At 68.3% G+C, this 25,125-nt stretch carries 21 protein-coding genes; 11 read left to right on the top strand and 10 right to left on the bottom strand.

The features are described 5' to 3' along the window. The first annotated feature begins 96 nt into the window (after positions 1-96). The 10 genes from HLH48_RS14755 (at position 97) to HLH48_RS14710 (ending at position 14,219) form a co-directional block, all read left to right on the top strand. Positions 97-705: a LysE family translocator gene (locus HLH48_RS14755; protein ID WP_182998254.1), complete on the top strand. Its 609-nt coding sequence runs from the start codon at positions 97-99 to the stop codon at positions 703-705. Between the two features lie 171 nt (positions 706-876). Next, positions 877-2,199, top strand: a complete 1,323-nt coding sequence (locus HLH48_RS14750; RefSeq protein WP_246387366.1) for an efflux RND transporter periplasmic adaptor subunit — start codon at positions 877-879, stop codon at positions 2,197-2,199. 20 nt (positions 2,200-2,219) lie between these two features. Continuing rightward, positions 2,220-2,903: an ABC transporter ATP-binding protein gene (locus HLH48_RS14745; RefSeq protein ID WP_182998253.1), complete on the top strand. Its 684-nt coding sequence runs from the start codon at positions 2,220-2,222 to the stop codon at positions 2,901-2,903. 12 nt (positions 2,904-2,915) lie between these two features. Then, on the top strand, positions 2,916-5,387 hold the full coding sequence (locus HLH48_RS14740) for an ABC transporter permease (RefSeq protein WP_182998252.1): 2,472 nt from the start codon (positions 2,916-2,918) through the stop codon (positions 5,385-5,387). Between the two features lie 94 nt (positions 5,388-5,481). Next, positions 5,482-7,944 carry an ABC transporter permease gene (locus HLH48_RS14735; RefSeq protein WP_182998251.1) on the top strand — a complete coding sequence of 821 codons (2,463 nt, stop codon included), beginning with the start codon at positions 5,482-5,484 and terminating at the stop codon, positions 7,942-7,944. A 5-nt stretch (positions 7,945-7,949) separates the two neighbouring features. Beyond that, positions 7,950-9,347, top strand: a complete 1,398-nt coding sequence (locus tag HLH48_RS14730; protein WP_182998250.1) for a TolC family outer membrane protein — start codon at positions 7,950-7,952, stop codon at positions 9,345-9,347. 26 nt (positions 9,348-9,373) lie between these two features. After that, positions 9,374-11,788 carry an ABC transporter permease gene (locus HLH48_RS14725; protein ID WP_182998249.1) on the top strand — a complete coding sequence of 805 codons (2,415 nt, stop codon included), beginning with the start codon at positions 9,374-9,376 and terminating at the stop codon, positions 11,786-11,788. Between the two features lie 142 nt (positions 11,789-11,930). Further along, positions 11,931-12,863, top strand: coding sequence for a L,D-transpeptidase (locus tag HLH48_RS14720; protein WP_246387365.1), 933 nt, complete (start codon positions 11,931-11,933; stop codon positions 12,861-12,863). A 40-nt stretch (positions 12,864-12,903) separates the two neighbouring features. Next, on the top strand, positions 12,904-13,599 hold the full coding sequence (locus HLH48_RS14715; protein WP_220795141.1) for an NnrU family protein: 696 nt from the start codon (positions 12,904-12,906) through the stop codon (positions 13,597-13,599). Positions 13,600-13,703: 104 nt separating this feature from the next. Then, positions 13,704-14,219 carry a hypothetical protein gene (locus tag HLH48_RS14710; protein WP_246387364.1) on the top strand — a complete coding sequence of 172 codons (516 nt, stop codon included), beginning with the start codon at positions 13,704-13,706 and terminating at the stop codon, positions 14,217-14,219. Between the two features lie 20 nt (positions 14,220-14,239). On the opposite strand, the gene HLH48_RS14705 is transcribed toward HLH48_RS14710, so the two are convergent. From HLH48_RS14705 to HLH48_RS14665, 9 genes are all read right to left on the bottom strand, one after another. Beyond that, on the bottom strand, positions 14,240-14,833 hold the full coding sequence (locus tag HLH48_RS14705) for a peroxiredoxin (protein WP_182998248.1): 594 nt from the start codon (positions 14,831-14,833) through the stop codon (positions 14,240-14,242). A 29-nt stretch (positions 14,834-14,862) separates the two neighbouring features. Then, on the bottom strand, positions 14,863-16,200 hold the full coding sequence (locus tag HLH48_RS14700) for a lytic transglycosylase domain-containing protein (protein ID WP_246387369.1): 1,338 nt from the start codon (positions 16,198-16,200) through the stop codon (positions 14,863-14,865). Positions 16,201-16,456: 256 nt separating this feature from the next. Continuing rightward, the gene (locus tag HLH48_RS14695; RefSeq protein WP_182998246.1) at positions 16,457-18,646 is read right to left on the bottom strand and encodes an amylo-alpha-1,6-glucosidase; all 2,190 of its coding nucleotides are present in this window, start codon (positions 18,644-18,646) and stop codon (positions 16,457-16,459) included. A 64-nt stretch (positions 18,647-18,710) separates the two neighbouring features. After that, positions 18,711-19,796, bottom strand: a complete 1,086-nt coding sequence (locus tag HLH48_RS14690; RefSeq protein WP_182998245.1) for a CorA family divalent cation transporter — start codon at positions 19,794-19,796, stop codon at positions 18,711-18,713. A 93-nt stretch (positions 19,797-19,889) separates the two neighbouring features. Then, complete coding sequence (locus HLH48_RS14685) at positions 19,890-20,393, bottom strand: nucleoside deaminase (RefSeq protein WP_182998244.1); 504 nt, start codon at positions 20,391-20,393, stop codon at positions 19,890-19,892. Positions 20,394-20,451: 58 nt separating this feature from the next. Continuing rightward, complete coding sequence (locus tag HLH48_RS14680) at positions 20,452-20,859, bottom strand: DUF3597 domain-containing protein (protein WP_182998243.1); 408 nt, start codon at positions 20,857-20,859, stop codon at positions 20,452-20,454. A 59-nt stretch (positions 20,860-20,918) separates the two neighbouring features. Next, a complete protein-coding gene (gene ahcY / locus HLH48_RS14675) occupies positions 20,919-22,217 on the bottom strand; it encodes an adenosylhomocysteinase (RefSeq protein ID WP_182998241.1) in 1,299 nt (432 codons plus the stop codon). Positions 22,218-22,308: 91 nt separating this feature from the next. Continuing rightward, positions 22,309-23,334, bottom strand: coding sequence for a dipeptidase (locus tag HLH48_RS14670; RefSeq protein WP_182998240.1), 1,026 nt, complete (start codon positions 23,332-23,334; stop codon positions 22,309-22,311). A gap of 63 nt (positions 23,335-23,397) precedes the next feature. Continuing rightward, a complete protein-coding gene (locus HLH48_RS14665) occupies positions 23,398-23,613 on the bottom strand; it encodes a hypothetical protein (RefSeq protein WP_182998239.1) in 216 nt (71 codons plus the stop codon). 286 nt (positions 23,614-23,899) lie between these two features. Here HLH48_RS14665 and HLH48_RS14660 point away from each other — a divergent pair, with 286 nt between their 5' ends. Next, complete coding sequence (locus HLH48_RS14660; protein WP_182998238.1) at positions 23,900-24,694, top strand: SDR family NAD(P)-dependent oxidoreductase; 795 nt, start codon at positions 23,900-23,902, stop codon at positions 24,692-24,694. A gap of 10 nt (positions 24,695-24,704) precedes the next feature. Here the strand turns inward: HLH48_RS14660 and HLH48_RS14655 are convergent, their stop codons facing one another. Then, positions 24,705-25,043, bottom strand: a complete 339-nt coding sequence (locus HLH48_RS14655; RefSeq protein WP_182998237.1) for a hypothetical protein — start codon at positions 25,041-25,043, stop codon at positions 24,705-24,707. Between the last annotated feature and the right edge of the window lie 82 nt (positions 25,044-25,125).

Here is a 25,125-nt window from a genome sequence, read left to right as displayed (position 1 = left end):
GGATTTCTCACGGAATCGCGTCAGATCAAATCGATTTTTCCGGAGGCGCGCGCCTGGCACAGCGGGGCTTTCCCCTGATGTGGAGCGTGGCGCGGTATGGAGCATTATCTTGTCGTCCTGTCGGTGACGGGCCTTGCGGTGATCAGCCCGGGCGCGGACTTCGTCATGGTGTCGCGCAACAGTTGCCTGCATGGCCGCCGCGCCGGCGTGCTCTCGGCGCTGGGGATTGCCGTTTCGTGCTGGGTGCATGTGGGGTATGCCCTGTTCCTGCTGGCGGGCGCGCGCGCCGTGGTGCCGGGCCTGCTGCTGTATGTGCGGATCGCCGGCGCGCTCTACCTGGCCCATGTCGGGCTGCGGAACATGCGGGCGGGGCCGGCGCTGGAAGACGGGGGGGCGGGCGACTGCGTATTGTCCGGCGCGCGGTCGTTCGCGAGCGGTTTCCTGACCAATGTGCTCAATCCCAAGACGGCGCTGTTCGTCGTCAGCCTCTACACGCAGGTGATCGGACCGGGTTCGACCCTGGGCCAGGCCCTGGTGTGCGGCGCCATGATTTCGCTGCTGCATCTGCTGTGGTTCGCGCTGGTGGCCTGCGCGCTGTCCCATGACGTGGCCCGTGCCTGGGTGCTGGGGCATGCCGGGCTGTTCAACCGGGTGATCGGCGGCGTGCTGCTGGCCGTCGCGGTTGCGCTGCTTGTCACCATCTGAACGGCGATTCGGCCGGACGGGTGTTGACAGGGGCGGTGGGACTGTCCGGTTTCGGACAGTTTGTCCGCTGCCGGACAGGGGGGACGGGAGGTGAAAAAAGATCGTTTTGCGTCAATGAGATAAAAATCTGTCCTGGTGTCGTACACTGTCTGCGAACGAGGGAAACAGAGCATGGACCGACCGATTTCATCGCCCGACGCCATTCCGCAAGCGACGCCCCCGGCGAAGGGGGGCGGGATGGACCGGGCCGTGCGCCGTCCGCGCCACCAGGTGATGGCGCGTCGCGCGGTGCGGTGGGGGGCCGGGGCGGCGGCGGTGGTGGCCGGCGTGATGGTGTGGCGGATGGTGCCGGCGGCCGGCACGCTGTCGGTGCGGGCCGACCAGGTCACGATCGAGACGGTGCGCTCGGCGCCGTTTCTCGATTACCTGCCGGTGCGGGCCAGCGTGTCGCCGCTGCATGTGACCTATGTGGGCGCGGTGCAGGGCGGCGACGTGCTGGAGGTCGTGGCGCGGGACGGCGCGCTGCTGGCCAGGGGCGATGTCCTGGTCCGGCTGGCCAACCCGCAGCTTCAGTTGGATGTCACGTCGCGCGAGGCGCAGATCGCCAGCCAGCTTGGCGCGGTGAGTGCGCAGCGGCTGGCGTTGCAGCAGACGCGGACCAGCGAGGAAAGCCAGCTTGGCGAGGCGCGCTACAATCTGCTGAAAGCCCGGCGGCAACTGGAGATTCACGAACAGCTTCATGGGCAGGGGTTCGAATCCGACGCCAACCTGCAAAGCTATCGGGACGAGGCCGAGTATGATTCCAGCCGGCTTGCGCGGCTGGAGGCGGCGCGGACGCAGGACCTGGCGGTCGCGGGACGGCAGAGCGACGAAATCGACCGCGAGGTGCTGCGGCTGCGCAGCAACCTGGCGGTGGTGGAGGACAGTCTGAACGCGCTGGTGCTGCGCGCGCCGGTGGCGGGGAGGCTGACGAATTTCGACCTCCAGCCGGGGCAGTCGCTGAAGGCGGGCGACCGGATCGGGCAGATCGACAGCGAGGGGCAGTATCGGCTGGATGCCGATATCGACGAATTCTATCTGGGCCGGGTTTCGGTCGGGCAGCGGGCGGAAGCGGAGATCGGCGACGCGCGGGTCGCGATGACGGTGGCGCGCGTCCACCCGCAGGTGACCAACGGCCAGTTCCGCGCCGAACTGACCTTCGACGCGGCCATGCCCGCGGGGTTGCGCCGGGGGGAGAGCGTGGACGTGCGGATCACGCTCGGCGAGACGCATCCGGCGCTGGTGCTGCCCAACGGCGCGTGGCTGGAAGCCGGCGGCGGAACGGCGGCCTTCGTCATGACGCCGGACGGGCATGGGGCCGACCGGACGGCGATCGCGTCCGGACGGCGCAACCCCGAGCAGGTCGAGATTACGCAAGGTCTGCGCGCCGGGGACCGGGTGATCGTCTCGTCTTATAATTCCTTCAAGAATTTCAACCATCTTTCAATCCACTGACCGAACGGAACGTCACGGACATGCTGATCGATCTTTCCCACATCCAGCGCCTCTATCGTTCCGACGAGGTGGAGACGACCGCGTTGCTCGATATCGAACTCGGAATCGAGTCCGGCGAATTCGTCGCCATCATGGGGCCTTCGGGCTGCGGAAAATCCACGCTGCTGAATATCCTCGGCACCATCGACCGGCCGACCGGCGGGTCGTACCAGTTCGGCGGGCAGGAGCTGACCGCGCTGGGCGAGGCGGCGCTGGCGGCGTTTCGCCGGGAAAACCTGGGCTATGTCTTCCAGAGTTTCAACCTGATCGACGAGCTGACGATCGAGGAGAATATCGAGCTGGCGCTGATCTATCGCCGGATGCCGCGCGCCGAGCGGCGCGAGCGGGTGGCGCATGCGATGGATCATGTGGGGATTGCCCATCGCGCGCGCCATTATCCCTCGCAGCTTTCGGGCGGGCAGCAGCAGCGCGCGGCGATCGCGCGTGCCATCGTGGGCGCGCCGCGCCTGATCCTGGCGGACGAGCCGACCGGCAACCTCGATACCGAAAACGGCGCGCAGGTGATGGATATTCTCCAGCGCCTGAATGACGAGGGGGCGACCATCGTGATGGTGACCCATTCGCCCAGCCATGCCGACCTGGCGAAGCGCCGCGTGGACATGCTGGACGGGCAGATCGTGATTTCGGTCCGCAACGCGATATAGGAAACGGGGACCATGCTGACCACCATCCTGCGCGGCGCGGTGCGGCAGGCACGGCGTCATCCTGTCTATGTCGGGCTCGACCTGTTCGGCCTGGCGCTGGGGATCGGCGTGTTCCTGACCCTGGCGCTGCTGGTGCGGTATGAATCCAGTTTCGATGCCGGGGTGCCGGGCGTCGAACGGCTGGTGCGGGTGGACGCGAATTGGACGCTGTCCGGAATCGTGCCGATGGAGGAAGCGCATGCCAGCTTTCTCCCCCTGCCTTTTCTGCGGCAGGATTTTCCGGAAATCGAGGATGCCGTGCGGTTCATGCCGTCGACATTCCGTACCGGGCGGGAGGGCGCGTTTACGAAATTCGATGGTTATGAAGCGGATCCGTCGTTCTTTCATGTCTTCGGAATCGCCTTGTCGCGCGGGGTGGCGGATGATGCGCTGGTGCGGCCGGACGGGCTGGTGCTGTCGGAAGCGGCCGCGATGAAGGCATTCGGGACACGCGATATCCTGGGCCGGCGCGTCGAACTCAACGAGGCGGGGGTGCGGTCGGTTCATGTCGTGACCGGTGTCATGGCGCCCGTCCGTGGGCCGAATCTGCTTGCCCGTGCCGAGATGATCGTGCCCATTCCCGGCGAGGAAGCGCGGACGCGATCGTGCTTTCTGTATTGGGGATCGGCGTGCGGCGCGCTCGTCCTGCGTCTGAGGACGCCGGAGGATATCGGTGCCATGCGCGCGCGGCTGCGTGATTTCGTCATCCGCCACGCCTCGGGCGCCGACGACGATCGCGTCGCCCTCGGCCCGCATCCGGAGAAGATCTATGACATGCGGCTGGTGCCGCTGCGTCGCCTGAATTTTTACGATGTGGGCGTGGTGGACAGCGATGACGGCGTGGACCGCAATGTGGTCGATGCGATCGGGCTGGTCGGATTCCTGGCGCTGGTGCTGGCCTGTGCCAATACGGTCAATCTGGCCACCGCGCGGGCCGGGCTGCGGGCGCGGGAGGTCGCGGTGCGCAAGACGCTGGGTGCCACGCGCCGGGTGCTGTTCGTCCAGTTCATGGGCGAGGCGCTGGTCGTCACCGCCGTCGCGGGGATTGTCGGCCTGGTGCTGTGCGAGATCCTGACGCCCGAGATCGCGAGCCTGACCGGGGAAGGGGTGACGGTTTCATACGGGTTCGTGCTGGCGGTGCTGCCGGTGGTGGTCGTGGTGGCCGGCCTGGCCAGCGGGTTTCATCCGGCCACGATCCTGTCCGGTTATCGGCCCGCGGCCGTGCTGGCGGCGGCGCGCATGCCCTCGGGCGGGCGGGGTGCCGCGCGGCTGCGCAATGCCCTGGTCGCGGGGCAGTTCGCGATCGCGATCGCCATCGTCATCTGCACGCTGGTGATCGACCGGCAGACCGCGTTCATGCGCGATGCCGACCGGGGATACAGCAAATCCGGCCTGCTGATCGGCCAGCAGGTGCTCGGTGGGGACCTGGGGCAGCAGCGCGGGATGCTCGATACCCTGCGGGCGGTGCCGGGCGTTGCCGCCGTCGGGTTTGGCGAACTGGAGCCGGCGCCCCATTCGATGTCGCGCTCGGATTACAAATATGCCGGGCCGAACGGCCCGGTTTCAATCCAGATGCTGTTCGACCGGGTCGGGCCCGGTTATTTCGAGGTCTATCGGCCGCGCCTGCTGGCGGGGCGCTGGTTCGACCCCGGACGGGGGCAGGACGAGGGGCCGGATGCCGACGATCTTCTGAAGAGCAGGGGCAGTTTCAATGTCGTCGTCAATGCCAGGACGACGGTGACGTTGGGCTTCGCCACGCCCCGGCAGGCGATCGGCCAGGTCCTGACGGCGGATGGGTTGAGAGCGCGGATCATCGGTGTGGTGGAGGACATGCGCTTCGTCTCGCCACGGGAGGAGGTGGCGCCGGAGATCATCTTCTTCGACACGTTGGCCCGGGTGCCGTTCGTCGACCCTATCCCGGCCGTGCGCTTTGAGGGTGTGGCGCCGGCGGAGATGGCGCGGCGCCTCGACCGGGCCTGGGGCTCCGTCCGGCCGGAACTCGCCAGCAACTTCCAGCCGGCAGACGAGCGGATGGCCGAACTGTTCGTGGGCGACGAGCGGCGGGGGCATATCTTTACCGTCGGCGCGGTGGTGGCGCTGCTGATCGCCTGCATGGGGCTGTACAGCCTGGCGGCGTTCTCGGCGATCCGGCGGGTGCATGAGATCGGCATCCGCAAGACGCTGGGGGCGTCGGGCCGGCAGATCGTCAGCCTGCTGCTGCGCGATTTCCTGCGGCCGGTGGCGTTGGCCTGCGTGCTGGCCTGCCCGGTGGCGTGGGTCGTGATGCGGGCGTGGCTCTCGGGCTTCGAACAGCGCGTGCCGCTGACCCCGCTGCATTTCCTGATCGCGGTCGCGGGGGCGTTGCTGATCGCGACGCTGACGGTGCTGGGGCAGACGCTGCGTGTCGCGCGCGCCGAGCCGGCGCGGGCGCTGCGGGCGCAGTAGGCGACATGACGGCATCCATTTTCATTCCGGTCGTGCTTCCCGCCCTGGCGGGGAGGGTGGCCTTTCGCCCTGTGGCGGCCTGGGGAGGCATTGCGTGCTTGCTACCATCCTGAAAAGCGTCGTGCGCCAGATTCGGCGGCATCCGCTCTATGTCGGGCTCAATGTCTTCGGGCTGGCGCTGGGGATCGGCGTGTTCCTGACGCTGGCGCTGCTGGTGCGCTACGAATACGGCTTCAACGCCGGGTTGCCGGATGGCGACCGGCTGGCGCGCGTCGACGCACACTGGACCCTGCCCGGCGTGGCGCCTGGCGAGTACGCGTCGAGCAGCTTTCATGCCCTGCCTTTCATGCTCCAGGATTTTCCGGAAATCGAGGCGGCCGTCCGGCTGAGGGGGACCGGGTTGCGCGTGGTGCGGGACGGGGCCTTCGTCGCGCTCGACTCCTATCAGACCGATCCGTCCTTCTTTCGCGTCTTCGGGTTGAAGCTGCTGCATGGCGTGGCGGACCGGGCGCTGGCGCAGCCTGACGGGCTGGTGCTGTCGGACCGTGCGGCCATCCGGCTGTTCGGCACGACGGATGTGATGGGGCGGGTCGTGCCGCTCAATCGCGGCGGGGTGACGGTGAACCATGTGGTGACCGGCGTGCTGGCCAGCCGGACGACGCCGGATTTCCTGTCCGGGGTCGAGTTGCTGGCGCCCATCCCGTCGTCGGAGCTTGGCTTTTCCTGCTTTGTTTCCTGGGGGAGCGATTGCGGCAGCGTGTATCTGAAGCTGCGCCGGCCGGGCGATATCGCCGCGCTGAATGCGCGGATGCGCGATTTCGTCATCCGCCATGCCGCGGGCGCGGACAATGATGCCAATGCGATTGGCCAGCATCCCGAAAAGGTGTTCGGGCTGTCGCTGATGCCGCTGCGCGAGGCGCGGTTTCGTGATTTCCATGTCCTGTACGCCGATGACGGGGTGGACCGTGCCGTCATCGACGGGATCGGGCTGATGGGCGTGCTGGCGCTGGCGCTGGCCTGTGCCAATGCGGTCAACCTCGCGACCGCGCGGGCGGGGTTGCGGGCTCGCGAGGTGGCGATCCGCAAGACGCTGGGTGCCGCGCGGCGGGTGCTGTTCGTCCAGTTCATGGGCGAGGCGATGCTGCTGGCGGCCTGTGCGGGCGTGCTGGGCCTGGTCCTGTGCGAAATGCTGGTGCCCGCGCTGGCCAGCCTGACCGGGGAGGCGCTGGCCGTCCGCTATGGGCTGGTCGGCGGGCTGCTGCCGCTGATCGTCATCGTCTGCGGGTTTGCCAGCGGGGTTTATCCCGCCATGGTGCTGTCGGGCTATCGGCCGGCCGCCGTGCTGGCCGCCACGCGGATGCCGTCGGGCGGTCGGGGGGCGGCGCGGCTGCGCGACGGGCTGGTGGCCGGGCAGTTCGGCATCGCGGTGACGATCGTGATCTGCATGCTGGTGATCAATCACCAGACGGCCTTCATGCGCTCGGCCGATCCGGGTTACACGCGCGCCGGGCTGCTGATCGGCTCCGCGATGCCGGGCGGCGACCTGGCCGCCCAGCGCCGGCTGCTGGATGCGCTGCGGACGGTGCCGGGGGTGGCGGCCGCGAGTTTCGGCGAACTGGCGCCGAGCCCGGACAACAAGACCCGCTCGACCTATCGCTATGATGGGCCGGCCGGGCCGGTGCGGGTGCATCTGTTGCAGGACACTGTGAGCACCCGCTATTTCGACGTTTATCGGCCGCGCCTGCTGGCCGGGCGGTGGTTCGACGCGGCGCGCGGGCAGGACGACCTGCCGCTGCCGGCGGAGCAGGCGAGCCATACGGTGAGCGCGATTCTCAACCGGGTGGCGGTTTCCCGTTTCGGCTTCGCCTCGCCGGACGCGGCGATCGGCAAGGGTCTCGATACGGACGGGCTGCATGCCCGGATCATCGGCGTGATCGACGATGTGCGTTTTGAATCGCCGCGCCAGGCCATCTATCCCGAAATCATGTTCTTCGACACGCTTGCGAAGCGGCCCCTCATGGAGCCTATCCCGGCCGTGCGGTTCGAGGGTGTGGTGCCGTCGGAGATGGCGCGGCGGCTGAACCGGGCATGGGTGGGCGTCCTGCCCGACGCGGCCGGCGAATTTTCGGCCGTCGATGTGAAGATGGCGGCCTACTACACCGGCGACGAGCGGCGTGGGCGGATCTTCACGCTGGGGGCGGCGGCGGCGCTGCTGATTGCCTGCCTGGGGCTGTATGGGCTGGCGGCGTTCGCGGCCGCGCGGCGGATGCATGAGGTGGGCATCCGCAAGACGCTGGGGGCGACCGGGCGGCAGGTCGTCGTGCTGCTGCTGGCGGATTTTCTCCGGCCCGTGGCGCTGGCCTGCGTGCTGGCCTGTCCGGTCGCCTGGATGCTCATGCGGCGCTGGCTGGCCGGGTTCGACGAGCGCATCGCGCTGACGCCGGCGCATTTCCTGATCGCGGTGGCGGGGGCCTTCGCCATCGCCATTCTCACCGTCCTTGGACAGACCTTTCATCTGGCGCGCGCCGAGCCGGCGCGCGCCTTGCGGGCGGAGTGATCGCCATGCGTGTTTTTTTCGCGGCGCTTGGACTTTGCTGCGCGGCCATGTCGCCTGCCGTCGGGCAGACGCTTCAGGAATCGCTGGCGATGGTCTATCGCGGCAATCCGACATTGCTGGGCGAGCAGGCGAACCAGCGCGCCGTGACCGAGAATTCGGCGCAGGCGCGCAGTGGCTGGCGGCCGACCGTGTCGGTCAACATGGATGCGAATTACCAGCAGGGGCCCTATACCAGCGCCTTCGCGCTGGGGACCTTCACGTCGAATTATGCGGAAGGATATGTCTCGGCCAAGCAGACGCTTTATTCCTTCGGGCATGTCGCCAATCAGGTGCGGGCGGCGGATGCGCGGTCGCGGGCCGAGGGGGAGACCCTGCGCCTGACGGAATCGCAGGTCTTCACCAGTGCCATCAGCGCCTACATGGATGTGCTGCGCGACCGCTATGTGCGGGACGTGCGGCAGGCGGACCTGGAGATGCTGACCCGGCAGGTGCGGCTGATTACCTCGCGCTACACGCTGGGGGGCGCGCCGGGCGAGCAGGTGACGCGTACCGACGTGGAGCAGGCGGAGACGCGGCGGCGCTCGGCCGAGGTCTCGCTGGCGCAGGTGCGGGCCACGCTGGCGGCGTCTGAGGCGAATTTCCGGGCCGTCATCGGGGTCGAGCCGGGGCAACTGGCCATGCCCGACGGGCTGCCCGGCCTGCCGCCCTCGATCGAACTCGCCGTGAGGGAGGCGGTGGCCGCCAATCCGCAACTGGCGCAGATGCGCGAGGTGAAATCGGCGACCGAGGCGGATATCGATACCGCGCGCTCGCAATGGGGGCCGCAGATCCAGGCGCAGGGGCTGTTCGGCACCGTCGGGCCGGCCTCGCCGTTTCGCGGGCATGAATATGCGGAGGAGATCGGCGGCACGGTGTCGCTGGTCCAGCCGCTTTATAACGGCGACCTGTACAATTCGCAGATCCGCCAGGCGCGCGACAAGGACGAGCAGGCGCGCCAGAAGCTGGAACAGGCGCGCCGCGCGGCGTTGCAGGATGTGGTGACCAACTGGCGGGCCGTCGAGAACGGCCAGCAGGCGATCGCGGCCAGCCAGGCGGAGGTGCGGTCGGGCGAGACGACGCTGAAGGGCTACCAGGTCGAATATGGCTATGGGCTGCGCAGCACGACCGACGTGCTGTATGCCGACCAGAACTTGCGGGCGGCGCAGGTGGACCTGGCGACCAGCCGCCACGACACGATCGTGGCGGAGGCGAAATTGCTGGCCTCGATCGGGCGGTTGCAGGCGCGCGACCTGCTGCCGGGCATTCAGCACTACGACAGCGCGACCATGTTGCAGCGCGCGCGGACGCGCGGGTGGGAGCCGCTTCAGGCGCCGATCGCCGCCCTTGACCGGGCGGGCTGGTAGAAATGGCGGGTGCGGGAGGGCTGGCGATGTTTGCATCCGGTTTCGGGATTCTGCCCCGGCGTGGGCTCTATGGCGCGCTCAACCTGCTGGGGTTGGGGCTGGGGGTCGCCGTCTTTCTGACGATGATGCTGATCGTGCGATACGAATACGAGTACGACAGTTACCTGCCCGGTGCGTCGCATATCTATCAGGTCGATGATGATCTGCGCCCGGCGGGGCGGGCGCCCTATGAGAATTCCTGGATCAGCTTCGTGCCGGTTCCGTTCATGAAGCAGGATTTTCCGGAAATCAATCAGGTGCTGCGTATTATCGAGACTCCGATGCCGGTTCGAGCGGGGCCGGTACTGGAGCAGGATATGGTGACGCTGACCGATCGGAATTTCATGTCCGTCTTCGACCTGCCGATGCTGGAGGGCAACAAGGCGACGGCGCTCGATGGCCCTGGCAAGGTCGTGCTGTCGGCGACGATGGCGCGGAAATATTTCGGCACCATCCATGCGATCGGCCGGCGGATGCGGATCGATAATAGCGGCGAGGATGAAATCGTCTCGGCCATCGTCGCCGATCCGCCGCCCAACGCGACCAGTGATTTCGGGATTATCATGGTCTTTCCCAGTGCATGGCTGGAAAAACTGCCGTTTCACAACTGGGGCAGCCAGTGGGGCCATGTGTGGGTGCGGATCGACGATCCCAGGGCGGTGCCGCGTATCGCCGCCGGATTGCGCGGATTTCCGTATCGGCATCCTGCCGGTTGGACGGAAAGCCTGATCCGTTTCGTCTATGGCGATGGCGGATTGACGCTGGTGCCGTTGCACGCCGTGCATTTCCATAATGCAGCCATCGGCGAAGGGGGCGTCAGCCGCCGGCTGATCGATATTCTGGGGTTGGTCGGGCTGGCGGCATTGGCGACCGCGATCGTGAATTACGTCAATCTGGCCACCGCGCGGGCGGCATTGCGGGCGCGTGAGGTTGCGATGCGCAAGGTGCTGGGGGCGACCCGGCGGGCGTTGATCGGGCGCTTCATGGGCGATGCCGTGGCGCTGGTTGCAATGGCGGTCTTGGTGGGGCTGGCGTTGACCGAGCTTTCGTTGCGATGGGTCAACATGCTGGGTGGATGGAATATCGCCTTCGACTGGACCTATGTGCTGCCGGTGTCGGTGCTGATCGTTCTGATCGTGGGGATCGTGGCCGGGATCTATCCCGCGCTGGTCCTGTCGTCGTTTCGTCCGGCCGCCGTGCTGGCCGCCAGCCGGATGCCGGCGGGCGGACGGGTCGAGAGCATGCTGCGCAGCGCGCTGGTGGTGTTGCAGTTCGGGTTTGCGATCGTGCTGGCGGTCTGCACTCTTGTAATGACCGATCAGGCGGCGTTTGTCCGGGTGATGGACCGTGGGATCGCCAAGGACGGCGTGATCGTCATCGATGCACTGGCCGATTCCAGTCTGACGGCGCGGCAGGCGGAGATCGTGCGCCGGTTGGCCGATGTGCCGGGGGTGCGGAGTGCGACACGATCGGACATGTACCCCCACCACACCATCGACAGCAACCTTTGGCGTCGCCCCGGCAGCGACAGGCGGATCTCGGTACGATGGGGCCGCGCCGCGCCGGGATATTTCGAGACGATCGGCGCGAAACTGGTGGCGGGGCGTCTGTTCGACGAGCATCAGGGCAATGATTATCATGCCGGTTCGGAGCAGGAGGGGGCGGGCACCAGCATCGTCATCTCGCGCCTGACGGCGGAACGGTTCGGCTTTGCGTCGCCAGAGGCTGCGGTGGGACAGGAATTGCGGGCGGATGACACCGCGCACAACGATCGCATCATCGGAGTGATCGACGATATCCGGTTTGGCGATGCGCATGATCCGATGAGCCCACTGTTGTATTTCGGGCGGTCGGGGTCATTCGACTATGTGGCGGCGATCATTCGCTATGAGGGCGCGTCCCGGGCCGAGGAGATGGCGCGGCTGCGCTCCGCCTGGGCGCGTATTGCGCCGGATGTTCCGTTCTCGGCTCGGGAGGTGACCGACATCTTCGCCGTCGATTTCCGCGCGGACTGGAGTTACGGCGCGCTGTTTGGCATCGGTTCCGCTGTGGCGATCGGCATTGCGTGTCTGGGCTTGTTCGGCCTGTCATCGTTCAACGTGTCGCGCCGCCAGCACGAAATCGGCGTGCGTAAGGTGCTCGGAGCCGGTCGCCGGCAGATCCTGGCGCTGCTGGTGGGCGAGTTTCTCCGGCCGGTGTTGATCGCGAACCTGATTGCGTGGCCGGTGGCGTGGCTGTTCATGAGCCGGTGGCTGTCGGGGTTCGACCAGCGGATCGCGCTGACGCCGTGGCCGTTCGTGATCGCGGCTGGAGGTGCCGCGCTGATCGCGTTGCTGACCGTGCTTGGGCAGACGGTGAGGGCGGCGGCCAATCCGCCGGCGGAGTCCCTGAGAGCAGGGTAGAGGAGGGCGCATGTTCGACGGGCGGTGGACATGATATGATGCGCGTCGTTCCGTGGGGCCGGTGTGGGAACGGCGGGGCTTTCCGGGCGTCTAGACCGGGTGCGGTTGGGCTGACGCGGCGGCCCGGACGGAGAGGGGAAGCATGCGGACAGTTTTTCCGGTGACGGTTCCACGGTTGGGGGCCGGTTTCCTGGCGTTCCTTTTCCTGTTGCCGGCGGCCGATGCCGCTTTTGCCGACCCGATGCCTTTGCTGCCCGAGGCCGCGACGCCGCCGGTCGTGGCCCCGCCCCCGGCGGGACCTGCGGAGCCGGAGAGCCCGGCGATCGATATTCCGCCCCTGCCGGCGCTCGACGACGCGGCCGCCAGGGGGGAGGCGCGGCATCTGCTGGAGGCCATGCGACACGAGATTCCGCATTTTCAGACGGCGTCGCCCAAGGATGCCGAGCGGTGGGTGGCGCTGGCGCGGGCGCAATTGGCGCGGGCCAATGTCACGATCGACCGGGCGCAGATATTGATGGTGGTGGATCGCAATCCGCATGTGCAGCGGGTCTGCTTCGTGCTGGCGCTGCCGGACGACGATGCCTGGGTGGCGTTGGGCGGCACCCGTGTTTCGACCGGGCAGGCGGGGCGGAAATATTATTATCTGACGCCGACCGGCGTGTTCATCAATTCGCCCGATCGGCTGGGCTATCGGGCCGAGGGCACGCGCAACGAGCATGGGATTCGCGGGTTGGGCGCGCGCGGCATGCGGGTGTGGGACATGGGCTGGCAATGGGCGGTGAAGGGCTGGCGGGCCGATCGGGAGCAGGGGCAGATCCGCCTGGAGATTCACGCGACCGATCCGGATTTCCTGGAGGCGCGGCTGGGGCATCCGGCATCGGAAGGGTGCGTGCGCATTCCGGCGGCGCTGAACCGGTTCATGGACCGGCATGGATTGCTCGACGCGCAATATGAACAGGCGGCCAGTTATGACGGCCGCTTCCGGGCGTTGCTGCCGCGCGACCGGACGCCCTCGCCGGTCGCGGGGGATGCGCTGGTGGTGGTGGATTCCGCGCCGGGCGAAGGCATGACGTGAACGCCGCGGCGTTTGAGAACCGGCTGACGGGAGAGCATGGATGATCGATGGCGCGGGAATGGTGCTGGCGGCCGCGGTCGCATTCGTCGGGACACATTTGGCCCTGTCGCATCCGCTGCGGCGCCCGCTGGTTTCGGTGCTCGGCGAGAAGGCGTTCGCTGGCCTCTATTCGCTCGTGGCCGTCGTTACGCTCGGTGCCCTGGCCTGGGCGTACAGCGCCGCGCCGGCCACCGAACCGGCGTGGGCGGTGGGGGACGGCCTGTGGGGGCTTGCCACCGTGGCGATGCTGGTTGCCTCCATCCTGCTCATGGGCTCGCTGATCGGGAACCCGGCGCTGCCCGGCGCCCGCGTGCAGGTGGCGATGACGCCGGCGCGCGGCGTCTACGGCGTCACCCGGCACCCCATGCTGTGGTCCTTCGCGATCTGGGGCGGGTGCCACATCATGGTGTGGCCGATCACCAAGAACTTCATTCTGTGCGGTGCCATCATCTTCCTCTCGCTGGTGGGGACGGCCATGCAGGATCGGAAGAAAATGCTGCTGGACCCGCTCGGCTGGCCGGCATGGCAGGCGCGTACCAGCGCCCTGCCGTTCCTCGCCATCGCGCAGGGGCGCGCGCGGTTCGGCGGGTTCGGCCCCCATGCCGTCCTTGGCGGCACTGTCGTCTGGCTGGCGGCGACCTGGGCGCATAGTCCGCTGGCCGGGTGGCCGGCTGGTATCTGGCGCTGGCTTGGGTGATTGGCTCCGGTGCTCGTGGCCGGGGTCGCGCGTACCGCGCGCGCCAACGTTCGCTTTGCAAGGAAGCCCGTTTCGCTCATGATCATGTGATGAGACAATGCGGATTGCTTCCTTGCCTTGTTCTGTCGTCGCTGTTCGCGCTGTCGCCGGCCTGGGCTGCGCCGGCAGGTCAACCGGCGGGGCAGGGCGCGCCAACGCCCGGCAGCGTCGCGGCGTCGATCCGGGCGGATGGGGCGGGGCCGGCGCTGGGGGCGCTGGCCGACAACGATATGTTCGATACCGTGACCGACGGGATCGCGGCGGCGGACCCGGCGTGGCTGGCGCTGGTGCCGGCGATGGCGCCGGGACTGGATGCCGATAGCGGGCCGGCGGTTTCGGCGGCGCTGGCCCTGGCGCTGCCGCTGAACCCGCGCCTTGTGCTGCCGCTGCTGGACCCCGGGACGCCGGCGCTGGATCCGGCGCGGGTTTGTGCCCGCCCGTTCATGCATGACGAGGTGCCGGACATGAAAGGCTATGTCCGGCGCACCCGGGCTGCGTTGCGGCAGGTGCGTGAGGGCGGATTGCGCGCCGTGCGGGACCGGTGCCTGGCGGTGATGGGCCGGGCGAAGTCGGTTTCCTGAGCGCCCGGCTGGTGCTGTGCTTAGGGTTGGGCGGGTTTCGCGACCGATTTCCAGGCGCGCAGGGCAGCCAGCGTGCCGCTGATATGGCCCTCGGGGGCCATGGCGCTATAGGCGTAGAGGATATGGCCGTTCGGCGCGATCACGTATGACGTGCGGTTGGCGTAATGCAGCAGCGGCATCTTGGAATCGTAGGAACTGGCGATCTTGCCGGCCGGGTCCGACGCCACGGGAAAGCGGCTGCGGCATTCGCTGACCGAGAAGCGGTCGAGCTTTGCGATATCGTCCATCGATACGCCGATGACCGTGGCGCCCAGCGCCTGGAACTGGTCCATCGCGTCGGCGAAATCATGGGCCTCGATCGTGCAGCCGCGCGTGAAGGCCGCCGGGTAGAAATACAGCACCACCGGACCCTTTTTCAGGGCCTCGGCCAGCGAGAAGCGGAACTGCTTGCCGCCCAGGCTGGCGGGGGCGTCGAACAGCGGCGCGGTGCTGCCCAGAGGCAGGGCCGCCCGCGCGGGCGAGAGCGACGTGACCGCCATGTAGGACAGGGCCATCGCCACGGGCAGCGCCATGCCCAGCCTGGTGGCGCAGCGGAGGATATCGGAGCGGAGCATGGGCGTACCTTTCGACCGGAGGCGCGCGATCAGGACCGCGAGTCAGGGGAAATGATGACGCAATTGTCCGCGCCCGTCGACAGGCGATGGCAGGCTTCGACCGCCGCGTCGTGCGACAGGCCGGTCAGCCGCGCGCGATAGAGCATGCCGTGCGGCGCGTGGACGCCGGCGACCTGCGGGCGAGCGGCGCCCAGCACGCCGGCGGCGCGGCTGCGCGCATGGCCCGCCGCCTGCGTGGCCTGCGAGGCCGAGCCGAAGGCGCCGACCTGGATCGCCCAGTCATGCTGGGCGGGCGCCAGGCTGCCGCGCCGCAGCAGCGGCGCGGGCTCGGCCATTGCCGGGGGGACGAACTGGAAGCCGCGAGCGGCCGGGCGGTGGGACGGGGCGGCGACCGGCGGCGGAGACGCGGAGGCGATGGCGACCGGAGCGGAGGGGAGCGCGGTGGAAGGAGCCACGGCAGAAGGGGCCGGAGCGGACGGGACGCGGGAGGCCCAGGCGGCGCGGACCGCGTCGGCCGAGGTGCCCTGGCCGGCGGGGGCGACGTTTTTCCATGCCGTATAGGCGGGCGCCGGGGCGGGGCCGGAATCGGCCGGGGCCTCGGCGACCTGGATCGGCTGGCTGTCATTATCCTGATGGTCGATGCGGTGGGCCCAGGCCGAACGGACCGAGCGGGTCTGGCTGGAGGTCTGCGCGGAGGCATAGACGCGGCCGCGCGCCACGTCATGGGCCTCGACCATCAGGTCGGCCTGCGAGCGGACATTGGGGGTGATGCCGGCGATCTGCGGCCCGATCGCGGCGACGTAATTGCGCGTCTCGCGCGGCAGCGAGCGGTTGTGCAGCAGGAAATCGTCGAGCCGGCCCGGCCCGGTATTGTACGCGGCCAGGAAGCCGGGGGAGCCGTAGATATCGTACATCTGCCGGATATAGGCGGTGCCGGCCATGATGTTGTCGTGCGGATTGAACGGATCGTCGCCCAGCCCGTATTGGGCCTTTATCTCGTCATAGGTCGGCGGCATGAGCTGCATCAGGCCCATCGCCCCGGGGGCGGAGGTGACGAACTGCCCGTTGCGGTAGAGCTGGCCGCCGGATTCGCGCTGCATGACCGAACGGATCCAGGTATCGGGCACGTCGAAGCGTCGGGAGGCCTCCATGATATAAGGGCCCCACGGATCGTCGGGCGGCCCGGGCGGGGCGTAGTAGGATTTGGCGTGGGCGCGGTATTCCGCGGCTTCCTGCATCACCGGGACCTGCCGGCCGGGGCTGGTGGCGCAGGCGGCCAGCAGGCCGGACAGGCCGACCGCGCCGGCGACGCGCAGGGCGACCCCGGTGCGTGCCGATCGGGGCTGGTCGTCGGCAGGCTCCGCCATGCGCCGGGACGGACGGGTGGAGCGGGCCTGCTTCGGTCGGGTCATCGGGCGGTCATCCCAGGGCAAAGCCAGAAATTCGGTGCCGATTATGGCGAAAATAGGGGCCCGCATCCTTTTTGCGCGTCGGAACGGCCGTCGGCATCGTGATCGCATCCCGGTCCTGTGCGGAGGTTCAGGTCTGAAAGGAGGAATCCAGGCTAAATCCTTACAGAATGACGTACTTCCGCGCAATATGATCGCGCGTGCCGGGCCGATCTCAATTGGTGATCCGGACCTGGATCGTCTGGGTGCGCCGCACGACGTTGATCGCCACTTCCTCATCCACGCGGACCAGGCGCACCGTGACCTTCTCGCCGCCGACCTCCAGGTTGTACAGCGTCATTTCATCGAGAAATTCGGGCAGGCGCGGGCGCTGGAAATGCACCGCCACGGCCGCCGGGTCGAACGTGAGCCCCAGGGTGGACTGGATGAGCGCGGGCAGCGTCGCCGCCGCCCAGGCCTGCGGCGAGCAGGCGACCGGATAGCGCACCGGGCCTTCGGCGCGGTTGCGGGTGAAGCCGCAGAACAGTTCGGGCAGGCGCCGCAGGTCGGTATAGAACGCGGCGTCGAACATGCCGCGGAACAGGCGTTCGGCCTCGTCGCGATAGCCGTGGCGGGCCAGGCCGAGCCCGATCAGGGCATTGTCGTGCGGCCAGACCGAGCCGTTGTGATAGGCCATCGGATTATAGCGGGCCTCGCCCTCGGGGATCGTGCGGATGCCCCAGCCCGAGAAGGAGGAACGGTGCATCAGCCCCGCCACCAGGCGGGGGACGCGGTCCGACGTCGCGATGTCGGTCAGCAGGATGTGGCCCGCGTTCGACGAGCGGACGCGGCAGGGCCTCTTGTCGCCGTCCAGCGCCAGGGCGTAGGTGCCCAGCTCCTCGACCCAGAAATGGGCGTTGAAGGCGACGCGCAGGGCCTCGGCCTGATGGTCCTGCCGGTCGGCATAGGCGGTCTTGCCCAGGCGGCGGCCGATGGTCGCGGCGGCGCGGCGGGCGGCGTAGACATAGGCCTGGACCTCGCACAGCGCGATCGGCCCCTCGGCCAGCGTGCCGTCGGCGTGGAAGATGCTGTCGAAACTGTCCTTCCAGCCCTGGTTGATCAGCCCGTCGGAGTTGCGGCGGCCATATTCGACGAATCCGTCGCCGTCGCGGTCGCCATAGCGGTCGATCCATTCGACCGCGCGTTCGATGTTCGGCCAGATCGTGGTCATCAGCGCCACGTCGCCGGTGCGGTCCAGATACTGGCCCGCCAGCATGACGAACAGCGGCGTGGAATCGATCGAGCCGTAATAATGGCGGAACGGGACCTCGCCCAGCTCGGCCATTTCGCCGTGGCGGACCTCGTGCAGGATCTTGCCCGGCTCGGCGTCGGCGGCGGGGTCCTCGGTGCGGGCCTGGTGGCGGGCCAGGTAGTTGAGCACGCCGCGCGCGATCTCCGGGTCCAGCCACAGGGTCAGCATGGCGGTGATCAGCGCGTCGCGGCCGAAGGCGGTGCTGTACCAGGGCACGCCGGCATAGGGGTAGGGGCCGGTCTTCTTGTCCGTCAGCAGCATGTAGATGTCGCAGACGCAGCGGCGGATGGCCTCGTTGAAGATCTCGTTGGAGGTCGCGATCGCCGCCGCCCGGGACGAGGCCAGGCGCAGCGCTCGCCTGGCCTCGACCGCGCCGCGCAGGAAGCGCCGGTTGGGCTGGGTGTCGTGCTGCTCGGTGGGATCGCACTCGATCTCGTAATGCATCAGCACCCGGTGCCCCGGCGGCAGCTCGAAGCGGAAGGCGGCGTGGCGGGCCGTCAGTTCGGCCGGCGGCGGCCAGAAGCGCAGCAGGGTGGTGCGGCGCCGGTCGTCCAGCCCGTCATAGGACAGCGTGACCTCGGAATCCTCGATTTGCGGCGCGCGTATCGTGCCGCGCCGGGGGCGGGTCGAGCCCCTGGCCTCGAACAGATCGGCGAAATCGGCCAGGAAGCGGATATCGAGAAGGGCGGTATGGGGCTCGACGTCGAAATTGCGGATTTCGACGCGCTCGTAGCAGACGCGGTTCCACAGGAAGCGGGACCGGCGCACATGCAGCAGGTCGTGGTTCATGCGCGTGCCTTCGGGGCCGTCGATATCCGTGTTGGTCAGGTCGACCGACAGCATCACGTTGTTCTCGCGCACCGTCGAGGACAGCAGGATCGGCCGGTTGCCCTGCAAGGTCATCGACAGGCCAGACAGATAGCGCGTGTCGTGGAAATACAGCCCGTCCGCTATGCCGTCGCCGTACAGAATGTCGCCGGTCTGGTCGAAGACGCCGAACATGTCGCCCTGCTTGAGCGTGTGCAGCCGGCGTTCGGAGAGCAGCGATTTCGCGGCGACGGGGAAGCCGTCCATGTCCCCGGCGTGAGTCGGGTTTTCGGCTTGGCTGTCCATGGCGTGAGTCCTTACGCTTGAATCGGTTCTATCTGTGACCCGATGCGCCCGGCGGCGGGGGCGATCAGAGCAGTCTGGTGAATTTCAGCAGCAGCCAGGCGATGACCATGAACAGGAAACAGACGCCGCCGGCCTCCACCGTGCCCAGCGGGCCGCTGGCCAGGAACATGCCGCCGGTATTCATGCCGAAGAACCCGGTCACGAACGTCGCCGGCAGCATCAGGGTCGTCAGGACCGACACCGTGTACAGGCGCCGGTTGGTTTCCTCGGCCTGGCCCGAGGCCACTTCATCCTGTAACGATCGGGCGCGATCCTGCAAGGCCATCAGGTCGTCGAGCGCCGCGTGGATCTGGCGTTGCGAGCGGTCGCGGATATCGTCCTCGGCCCATTCCGGCAGTTCCAGGTCCTCGTTATGGAAGATCCGGTCGACCGGCGAGATCACGCGCCGCAATTCGGTCGAGCGGCGCCGGACCTTGCCGATCAGGCCGGTGATGCGGCCGAGTTCGGTATGCTGGTCGAGCGTCAGCAGCAGGTCTTCGGCGCGGTCGAGCTGGTCGTCGAGCATCGCGATGTTCCGCCGCACGCTGTCGGCGAATTCCAGCAGCGTGCGGTCCACGATCTCGGCCGGGGTGCGCGGCACCTCGTCGCGTTGCAGCCGGCGAAAGGCGGCCCCTAGGGCCGGGACGGGGTGGCGGCGGGTGGTGACCAGCAGGTCGGGCAGCACCGCGAAGCGCCAGGCCGACACGCTGGTATCGTCGTCGGTCATGCCGTCATCGAAGCCGGGAAGCGCGCCGTAGACGATCTCGCCGTCGGCCTCCAGCCTCGTGCCCCTGTCGGTGCCGGCGAGCGTGGCCCGGGCTTCCTCCGGCAGGCAGGCGATCGCCTCGACCCGCGCCCGGCTGGCGGAATGGACCACGTCGTAATGCAGCCAGACCCAGCCGGGCGGCCGTTCGTCGGCGGGAGCGGGTGGCGTGCCGGCGTCGTCGGCACAGGGGGGGAGGCTGGCCAGGTGTTCGGCCACCTGCTGGGGCGAAAGCTGGACCGGCCGCTGTCCGGGAAGGCAGGAGACCGCCCAGACCAGCCCGTCCGCTGCGTCGCTGCGCGGCGTGTCGGCGAGGGACAATTCGGTCTGGGCTATCGTATCGGGCATCGTGATATCCGGGACCGCTCGCAATGCAAGCGCACACTTGGCATGAGAGCCGCCCGGTTGCAATCCCGCAGGCGCGGATGAGGGAAGGCGGGGTCAGCCCGCCGGAGCGGGCGCGCACCAGAAGCCGCGATGGGGTTGCGCGGCCTCGTCCTCCAGCAGGGGGCCCAGGACCGCGACATCATGCTGTCCGCGCGCGAAGACCTCGCGGCAGGGCAGGGAGAAGGTCGGGTTTTCCGGATGCGCGCCGGTCAGGCCCAGCAGGCCGTGTTCGGACAATCCGTATACCACGCGGCGGATATTGGTCCAGTAGACGGCGCCGGCGCACATGCAGCAGGGCTCGGCACTGGTATAGAGCGTGCAGCCGGCCAGCGTCTCGGGCGGCAGCCGCCGTGCGGCCTCGGCCACCGCGCGCAGCTCGGCATGCTGGGTCGGGTCGCCCTCGGGCGGCATGGAATTGTTGATCGCCTGGCTGACGACCCGGCCATCGGCGTCGGCGACCAGGGCCGCGAACGGGTGGCGTCCGGCGGCCCGGGCCTCGGCCGACAGGGCGATCGCCTGGCGCAGCATGGAGAGGTCCTGCGGTGTGGCATCCTGCATCGGTCGGCCCCCCCGGACGAGCGCGAGGCGGAGCAGGTGCCCCGCCCCGCCATGTGGATTATTTCAGGTCGTCGGGGACCTTGCCGCCATTTTCGGCCAGTTTCTGCATGACCTGCCGGTGCAGCCAGATATTCATCGACGCGCTGTCGCTGGTGTCGCCGGTATAATGCAGCTCTCCGGCCAGTTGCTTGCGCGCGGCCAGCGAACTGTCCAGACCCAGCAATTTCATCAGGTCGACGATGGAGTGCTGCCAGTCGAGCGTCTGCGGTGCCTTGGCGGCCAGGGCGGTGAGGATGGCGGCGACATCCACCGGGGCGGACGGCGCGGGTGCCGGGGTGCCTGCCGGAGGCGTCGCTGGGGCGGATGCCGCCCCCGCTGCCGTCGCGGGGGCCTCGGCCGGTGTCGCGGGCGGCGTGGCGCCGGCGTGGCCGAAGATGGTGGACAGGATGGTGCCGAAAATGCTCATGCGGAAACCTGCCTTGCATGTCTGGGCCGCCCGGGCGTGGCCCGGGCGGCGGGTGCGTCCTAGTAGCGGTACAGGTCGTTCTTGAACGGCCCGTTGACAGCAACGCCGATATACTCGGCCTGTTTCTGTGACATCTTCGACAGTTCGGCGCCGACCTTGGCCAGGTGCAGGGCGGCGACCTTCTCGTCGAGATGCTTCGGCAGGGTGTAGACCTTGCGCTCGTACTTGCCCGCGGGAGCGGTCCACAGCTCGATCTGCGCCAGCGTCTGGTTGGTGAAGGACGCCGACATGACGAAGGACGGGTGGCCCGTGGCGTTGCCCAGATTGACCAGGCGCCCCTCGGACAGCAGGATCAGGCGCTTGCCGTCGGGGAACACGACCTCGTCCACCTGCGGCTTGATGTTGTCCCAGGGGTAGTTGCGCAGGGCCTCGATCTGGATCTCGGAATCGAAATGACCGATATTGCAGACGATGGCGCGGTGCTTCATCGCGCGCATGTGGTCGACGGTGATGATGTCGACATTGCCGGTGCAGGTGACGAAGATGTCGCCGCGCGGGGCGGCGGCTTCCATCGTCACGACCTCGTAGCCTTCCATCGCCGCCTGCAAGGCGCAGATCGGGTCGATTTCGGTGACCAGCACGCGGCAGCCGGCGTTGCGCAGCGAAGCGGCCGAGCCCTTGCCGACATCGCCGTAGCCGGCGACCACGGCGACCTTGCCCGCCATCATCACGTCGGTGCCGCGACGGATCGCGTCGACCAGGCTTTCGCGGCAGCCGTACAGATTGTCGAACTTCGACTTGGTGACGCTGTCATTGACGTTGATGGCCGGAACCGCCAGCGTGCCCTTTCGGGCCATTTCCCACAGGCGATGCACGCCCGTCGTCGTTTCCTCGGACAGGCCGCGCACGTCCTTCAGCATGGCGGGATATTTGTCGTGCATCAGGACGGTCAGGTCGCCGCCGTCGTCCAGGATCATGTTCGGCGTCCAGCCGTCGGGCCCGGTGATGGTCTGCTCGATGCACCACCAGAACTCGTCCTCGGTCAGGCCCTTCCAGGCGAAGACCGGCACGCCGGTCGCGGCGATCGCGGCAGCGGCGTGGTCCTGGGTCGAGAAGATGTTGCAGGACGACCAGCGGACCGTGGCGCCCAGGGCGGTCAGCGTCTCGATCAGCACGGCGGTCTGGATCGTCATGTGCAGGCAGCCGGCGATCCGCGCGCCCTTCAGCGGCTGGCTGGCGCCGAATTCCTCGCGCAGGGCCATCAGGCCGGGCATTTCGCCCTCGGCGATCGAAATTTCCTTGCGGCCCCATTCCGCGAGCGCGATGTCGCGTACCTTGTAATCCGTGCTGGCGGTCATGTCTGGTCCCGTTTTGTTGATGCAGAATCCGGACGGGTATAGACGCTCGGGCGGGGGAGGGCTAGCGGCCGGCGGGATCGCGCCGCGCCGTTCAGCCCGGCGCGGCGACGGCTTCGGCCGCGCGGAGCACGCGCAGGAAATTGCCGCCCCAGATCGCCGCGATCTGCTCGCCGTCATATCCGCGCCGTTGCAGTTCCGCCGTCAATGCCGGCGACTGCGCGGCGTTGCGCCAGCCCTCGATGGTGCCGCCGCCGTCGAAATCGGAGGAGATGCCGACATGGCGCACGCCGATCCGCCGCGCGATGTAATCGATATGATCGACATAATCGGCCACGCCGACCGGCCGTTGGGCCCGGATGTCGCGCGGGCACAGGAAGCCATCGACGGCGGTGACGTGGACCACGCCGTCGCAGGCGCGCAGCGCGTCGAGCTGTTCGTCATCGAGGTTGCGCGGGTGGTCGCACAGCGCGCGGGCGTTGGAATGGGAGGCCAGCACCGGGCTGCGCGACAGGCGCACCGCCTGCATCATCGTGCTGCGCGCGGTGTGCGAGACATCGACCAGCAGGCCCAGCCGGTTCATTTCGGCGATCGCCTCGCGCCCCAGGCCGGACAGGCCGCCATGGCGGGATTCGGGGTCGTTCAGCGATGCCATCGGCCGCGCCGAATCCGCCAGTGCGTTGTGGCCGTTATGGGTCAGCGTCATGTAGCGCGCGCCGAGCGCGCGGAACCGCTCCAGCATCGACAGGTCCTCGCCCATCGCGTAGCCGTTCTCGACCGCCGGGATGATGGCGGTGATCCCGGCGTGGAACGCGGCCTCGATCTCCGCCGCCAGGGGGCAGATGCGCGCCGGGGCGCCCTCGACTCCGCGATTGATCGCATCGAGCATCGCCAGCGTCTGGCGGGAGATGGCGGCATGAGCCGCCGGATCGGTGGCGCCCTGTCCGACATAGGCGACCAGGCAGGCCGCGGCGATGCCGCCCCGCCGCAGCTTGGGCAGGTCGACATGGCGGTAGTCGGTGTCCTGCGTGAAATCGCCCCGGTCGGGCCAGGGAATGTCGATATGGGTGTCGACGGTCAATAGGTTGGCGTGCAGTGATTCGGTCGGTGGTTCGGTCATCGTGGGTCAGTCTAGCCGGAAACGCGGCGAGCCGTAAGGGAGCGTGCCCGGAACGCGGCGCGTTCATCCCGCCGGCGCGTTGCGGGCGGTCTGGCTCTCGTGGTCGCCGAGGAGCGTGCCGATGGCTTCGACGAGGGTTTCCCACCGCGCGGCGCGCACTTCATCGCCGGCATCGCGCGCCTGGGCGAGGGAGGTGCGCGCGATCAGCAGGGCCTGGGGACCATGACGCGCCACCAGGTCGACCGCCTCGGCCGGCACCGGTTTGCTCGGGATATGCATCGCCCGGCCTCCTGTCTCCAACGGTTGTCGGATAGCAGGTGGCGCATGCCGGCGATGCCTTCAATCCGATCTCGGCGATGTGATCGCGCGGTGTCGCCGGTTTTGGAAAGGGCGGGACGCGGGAAGGCCCTGTTCGCTCCGGGGGCGGCGACGCCATGCCGGGCGGGGCGGGTCTCGCCGCCCCGGAGGGGAGCTGATATAGGAGCGGACCGCATCCCGTGGGCCGGCGCCCATGCGGATCGACGTCACTGCGTGAAGAGCGGATGCCTTGCCCCAGGAAAATGGATTGTCCGCCCCCAGGACCGTCGTCGTCAGTGGAGCGACGGGAGGAATCGGGCGATTTCTCTGTCACCAGCTTCGGCGCCAGGGCTATCGGATCGTCATCCTGACGCGTCGGGCGGATGGGGCGCCCGACATCGCGGCCGACCGGGTGGTGACGTGCGACCTGATGGACGGACGGTCCATCGCGGCGGCGGGCAAGGCGATTCGCGAGGTGTGTCCGAGGGTGGACCTGTTCATTGCCTGTGCCGGCGCGATCGTTCCGCAATCCGCCGGCGCGCTGGACGGGGAGGATGTGCGGCGGCAGGTCGAGACCAACCTTACGGGCGTGATCCTGCTGACGCATGAACTCTTGCCCGATATTCCGGCCGGGGGGCGGATCCTGTTCGTCAATTCCATGGCGGGCGTCTTTCCGCTGGCCGGCAGCGCCGTCTATACCGCGTCGAAATTCGGCCTGCGCGGATTCGCCCGGGCCCTGGCGCTGGAACTGAGGCCGAGGCGCATCCATGTCGCATCGGTGTTTCCCGGCAGCGTCGAGACGTCCATGTTCCGCGATGAGATGGAGCAGGGCGGGTCCGTCCTGAATTTCATGGCCTGGCCGCAGGCGCCCGAGCGGGCGGCCGCGTGGATCCTGAAGGCGGCGGAGGGACGGAGGGAGGAGTATTTTCCCTCGTGCATCGACCGGGTCTTTCCCGGCCTGTTCCTGTCGTGCCCGGCTTTCCTGCGCCTGTGCCTGCCGTTCATGATGGTCTGGTCGCGCCTGACCAGGTGGTGCTATCTGCGGCGGCGGGCCCGCGGCTAGGGCTTCGGCTTCAGTTTTCCGGGGTCGGCAGGACCTGCACCCGCACGGCGTGGCCGCCGCGGTCGTAATAGAAGATCGCGTTGCCCCTGCGTTCGGCGTAGCCGTCCGGCGTGCCCTGCGGCGTCCAGAACAGCAGGCGGTCGGCGTCGGATTGCTCGATGACCTTGTCGCCGGCCGGACGATAGAGGAACTGGCTGAAGTCCTTGCGGGCGCTGGGCACCGGCGGACGGGCGGCCAACTGGTGCATCGTCGGGCCCTTGGGACCGTCATCCTCCTGCGCCAGTGCCGGCGCCGACATGGCGGCCAGGCCGAGGGATACCGCCAGAATACGCAGTGCCCTGTCCCGCATGACCGTATCCTCCTTCGTCCGATGGTCCGATCCGCGGGAACATCCTCCGTTTTGCCCTTCGGCGCAACCGGGCATGGCCGGG

It is taken from the genome of Gluconacetobacter sacchari (genome assembly GCF_014174255.1).
In the GTDB taxonomy this organism is placed as follows: domain Bacteria; phylum Pseudomonadota; class Alphaproteobacteria; order Acetobacterales; family Acetobacteraceae; genus Gluconacetobacter; species Gluconacetobacter sacchari.
This window is presented reverse-complemented; position numbering and strand designations above follow the sequence as displayed.

Excerpts from the sequence above, each read along its gene's own strand:
- HLH48_RS14685 (WP_182998244.1), bottom strand. The coding sequence starts at position 20,393 with ATGCAGGATGCCACACCGCAGGACCTCTCCATGCTGCGCCAGGCGATC.
- HLH48_RS14690 (WP_182998245.1), bottom strand. The coding sequence starts at position 19,796 with ATGCCCGATACGATAGCCCAGACCGAATTGTCCCTCGCCGACACGCCG.
- HLH48_RS14680 (WP_182998243.1), bottom strand. The coding sequence starts at position 20,859 with ATGAGCATTTTCGGCACCATCCTGTCCACCATCTTCGGCCACGCCGGC.
- HLH48_RS14700 (WP_246387369.1), bottom strand. The coding sequence starts at position 16,200 with ATGGCGGAGCCTGCCGACGACCAGCCCCGATCGGCACGCACCGGGGTC.
- HLH48_RS14740 (WP_182998252.1), top strand. The coding sequence starts at position 2,916 with ATGCTGACCACCATCCTGCGCGGCGCGGTGCGGCAGGCACGGCGTCAT.
- HLH48_RS14670 (WP_182998240.1), bottom strand. The coding sequence starts at position 23,334 with ATGACCGAACCACCGACCGAATCACTGCACGCCAACCTATTGACCGTC.
- HLH48_RS14705 (WP_182998248.1), bottom strand. The coding sequence starts at position 14,833 with ATGCTCCGCTCCGATATCCTCCGCTGCGCCACCAGGCTGGGCATGGCG.
- HLH48_RS14755 (WP_182998254.1), top strand. The coding sequence starts at position 97 with ATGGAGCATTATCTTGTCGTCCTGTCGGTGACGGGCCTTGCGGTGATC.
- HLH48_RS14750 (WP_246387366.1), top strand. The coding sequence starts at position 877 with ATGGACCGACCGATTTCATCGCCCGACGCCATTCCGCAAGCGACGCCC.
- HLH48_RS14695 (WP_182998246.1), bottom strand. The coding sequence starts at position 18,646 with ATGGACAGCCAAGCCGAAAACCCGACTCACGCCGGGGACATGGACGGC.
- HLH48_RS14745 (WP_182998253.1), top strand. The coding sequence starts at position 2,220 with ATGCTGATCGATCTTTCCCACATCCAGCGCCTCTATCGTTCCGACGAG.
- HLH48_RS14720 (WP_246387365.1), top strand. The coding sequence starts at position 11,931 with ATGCGGACAGTTTTTCCGGTGACGGTTCCACGGTTGGGGGCCGGTTTC.
- HLH48_RS14730 (WP_182998250.1), top strand. The coding sequence starts at position 7,950 with ATGCGTGTTTTTTTCGCGGCGCTTGGACTTTGCTGCGCGGCCATGTCG.
- HLH48_RS14725 (WP_182998249.1), top strand. The coding sequence starts at position 9,374 with ATGTTTGCATCCGGTTTCGGGATTCTGCCCCGGCGTGGGCTCTATGGC.
- HLH48_RS14655 (WP_182998237.1), bottom strand. The coding sequence starts at position 25,043 with ATGCGGGACAGGGCACTGCGTATTCTGGCGGTATCCCTCGGCCTGGCC.
- ahcY (WP_182998241.1), bottom strand. The coding sequence starts at position 22,217 with ATGACCGCCAGCACGGATTACAAGGTACGCGACATCGCGCTCGCGGAA.
- HLH48_RS14715 (WP_220795141.1), top strand. The coding sequence starts at position 12,904 with ATGATCGATGGCGCGGGAATGGTGCTGGCGGCCGCGGTCGCATTCGTC.
- HLH48_RS14665 (WP_182998239.1), bottom strand. The coding sequence starts at position 23,613 with ATGCATATCCCGAGCAAACCGGTGCCGGCCGAGGCGGTCGACCTGGTG.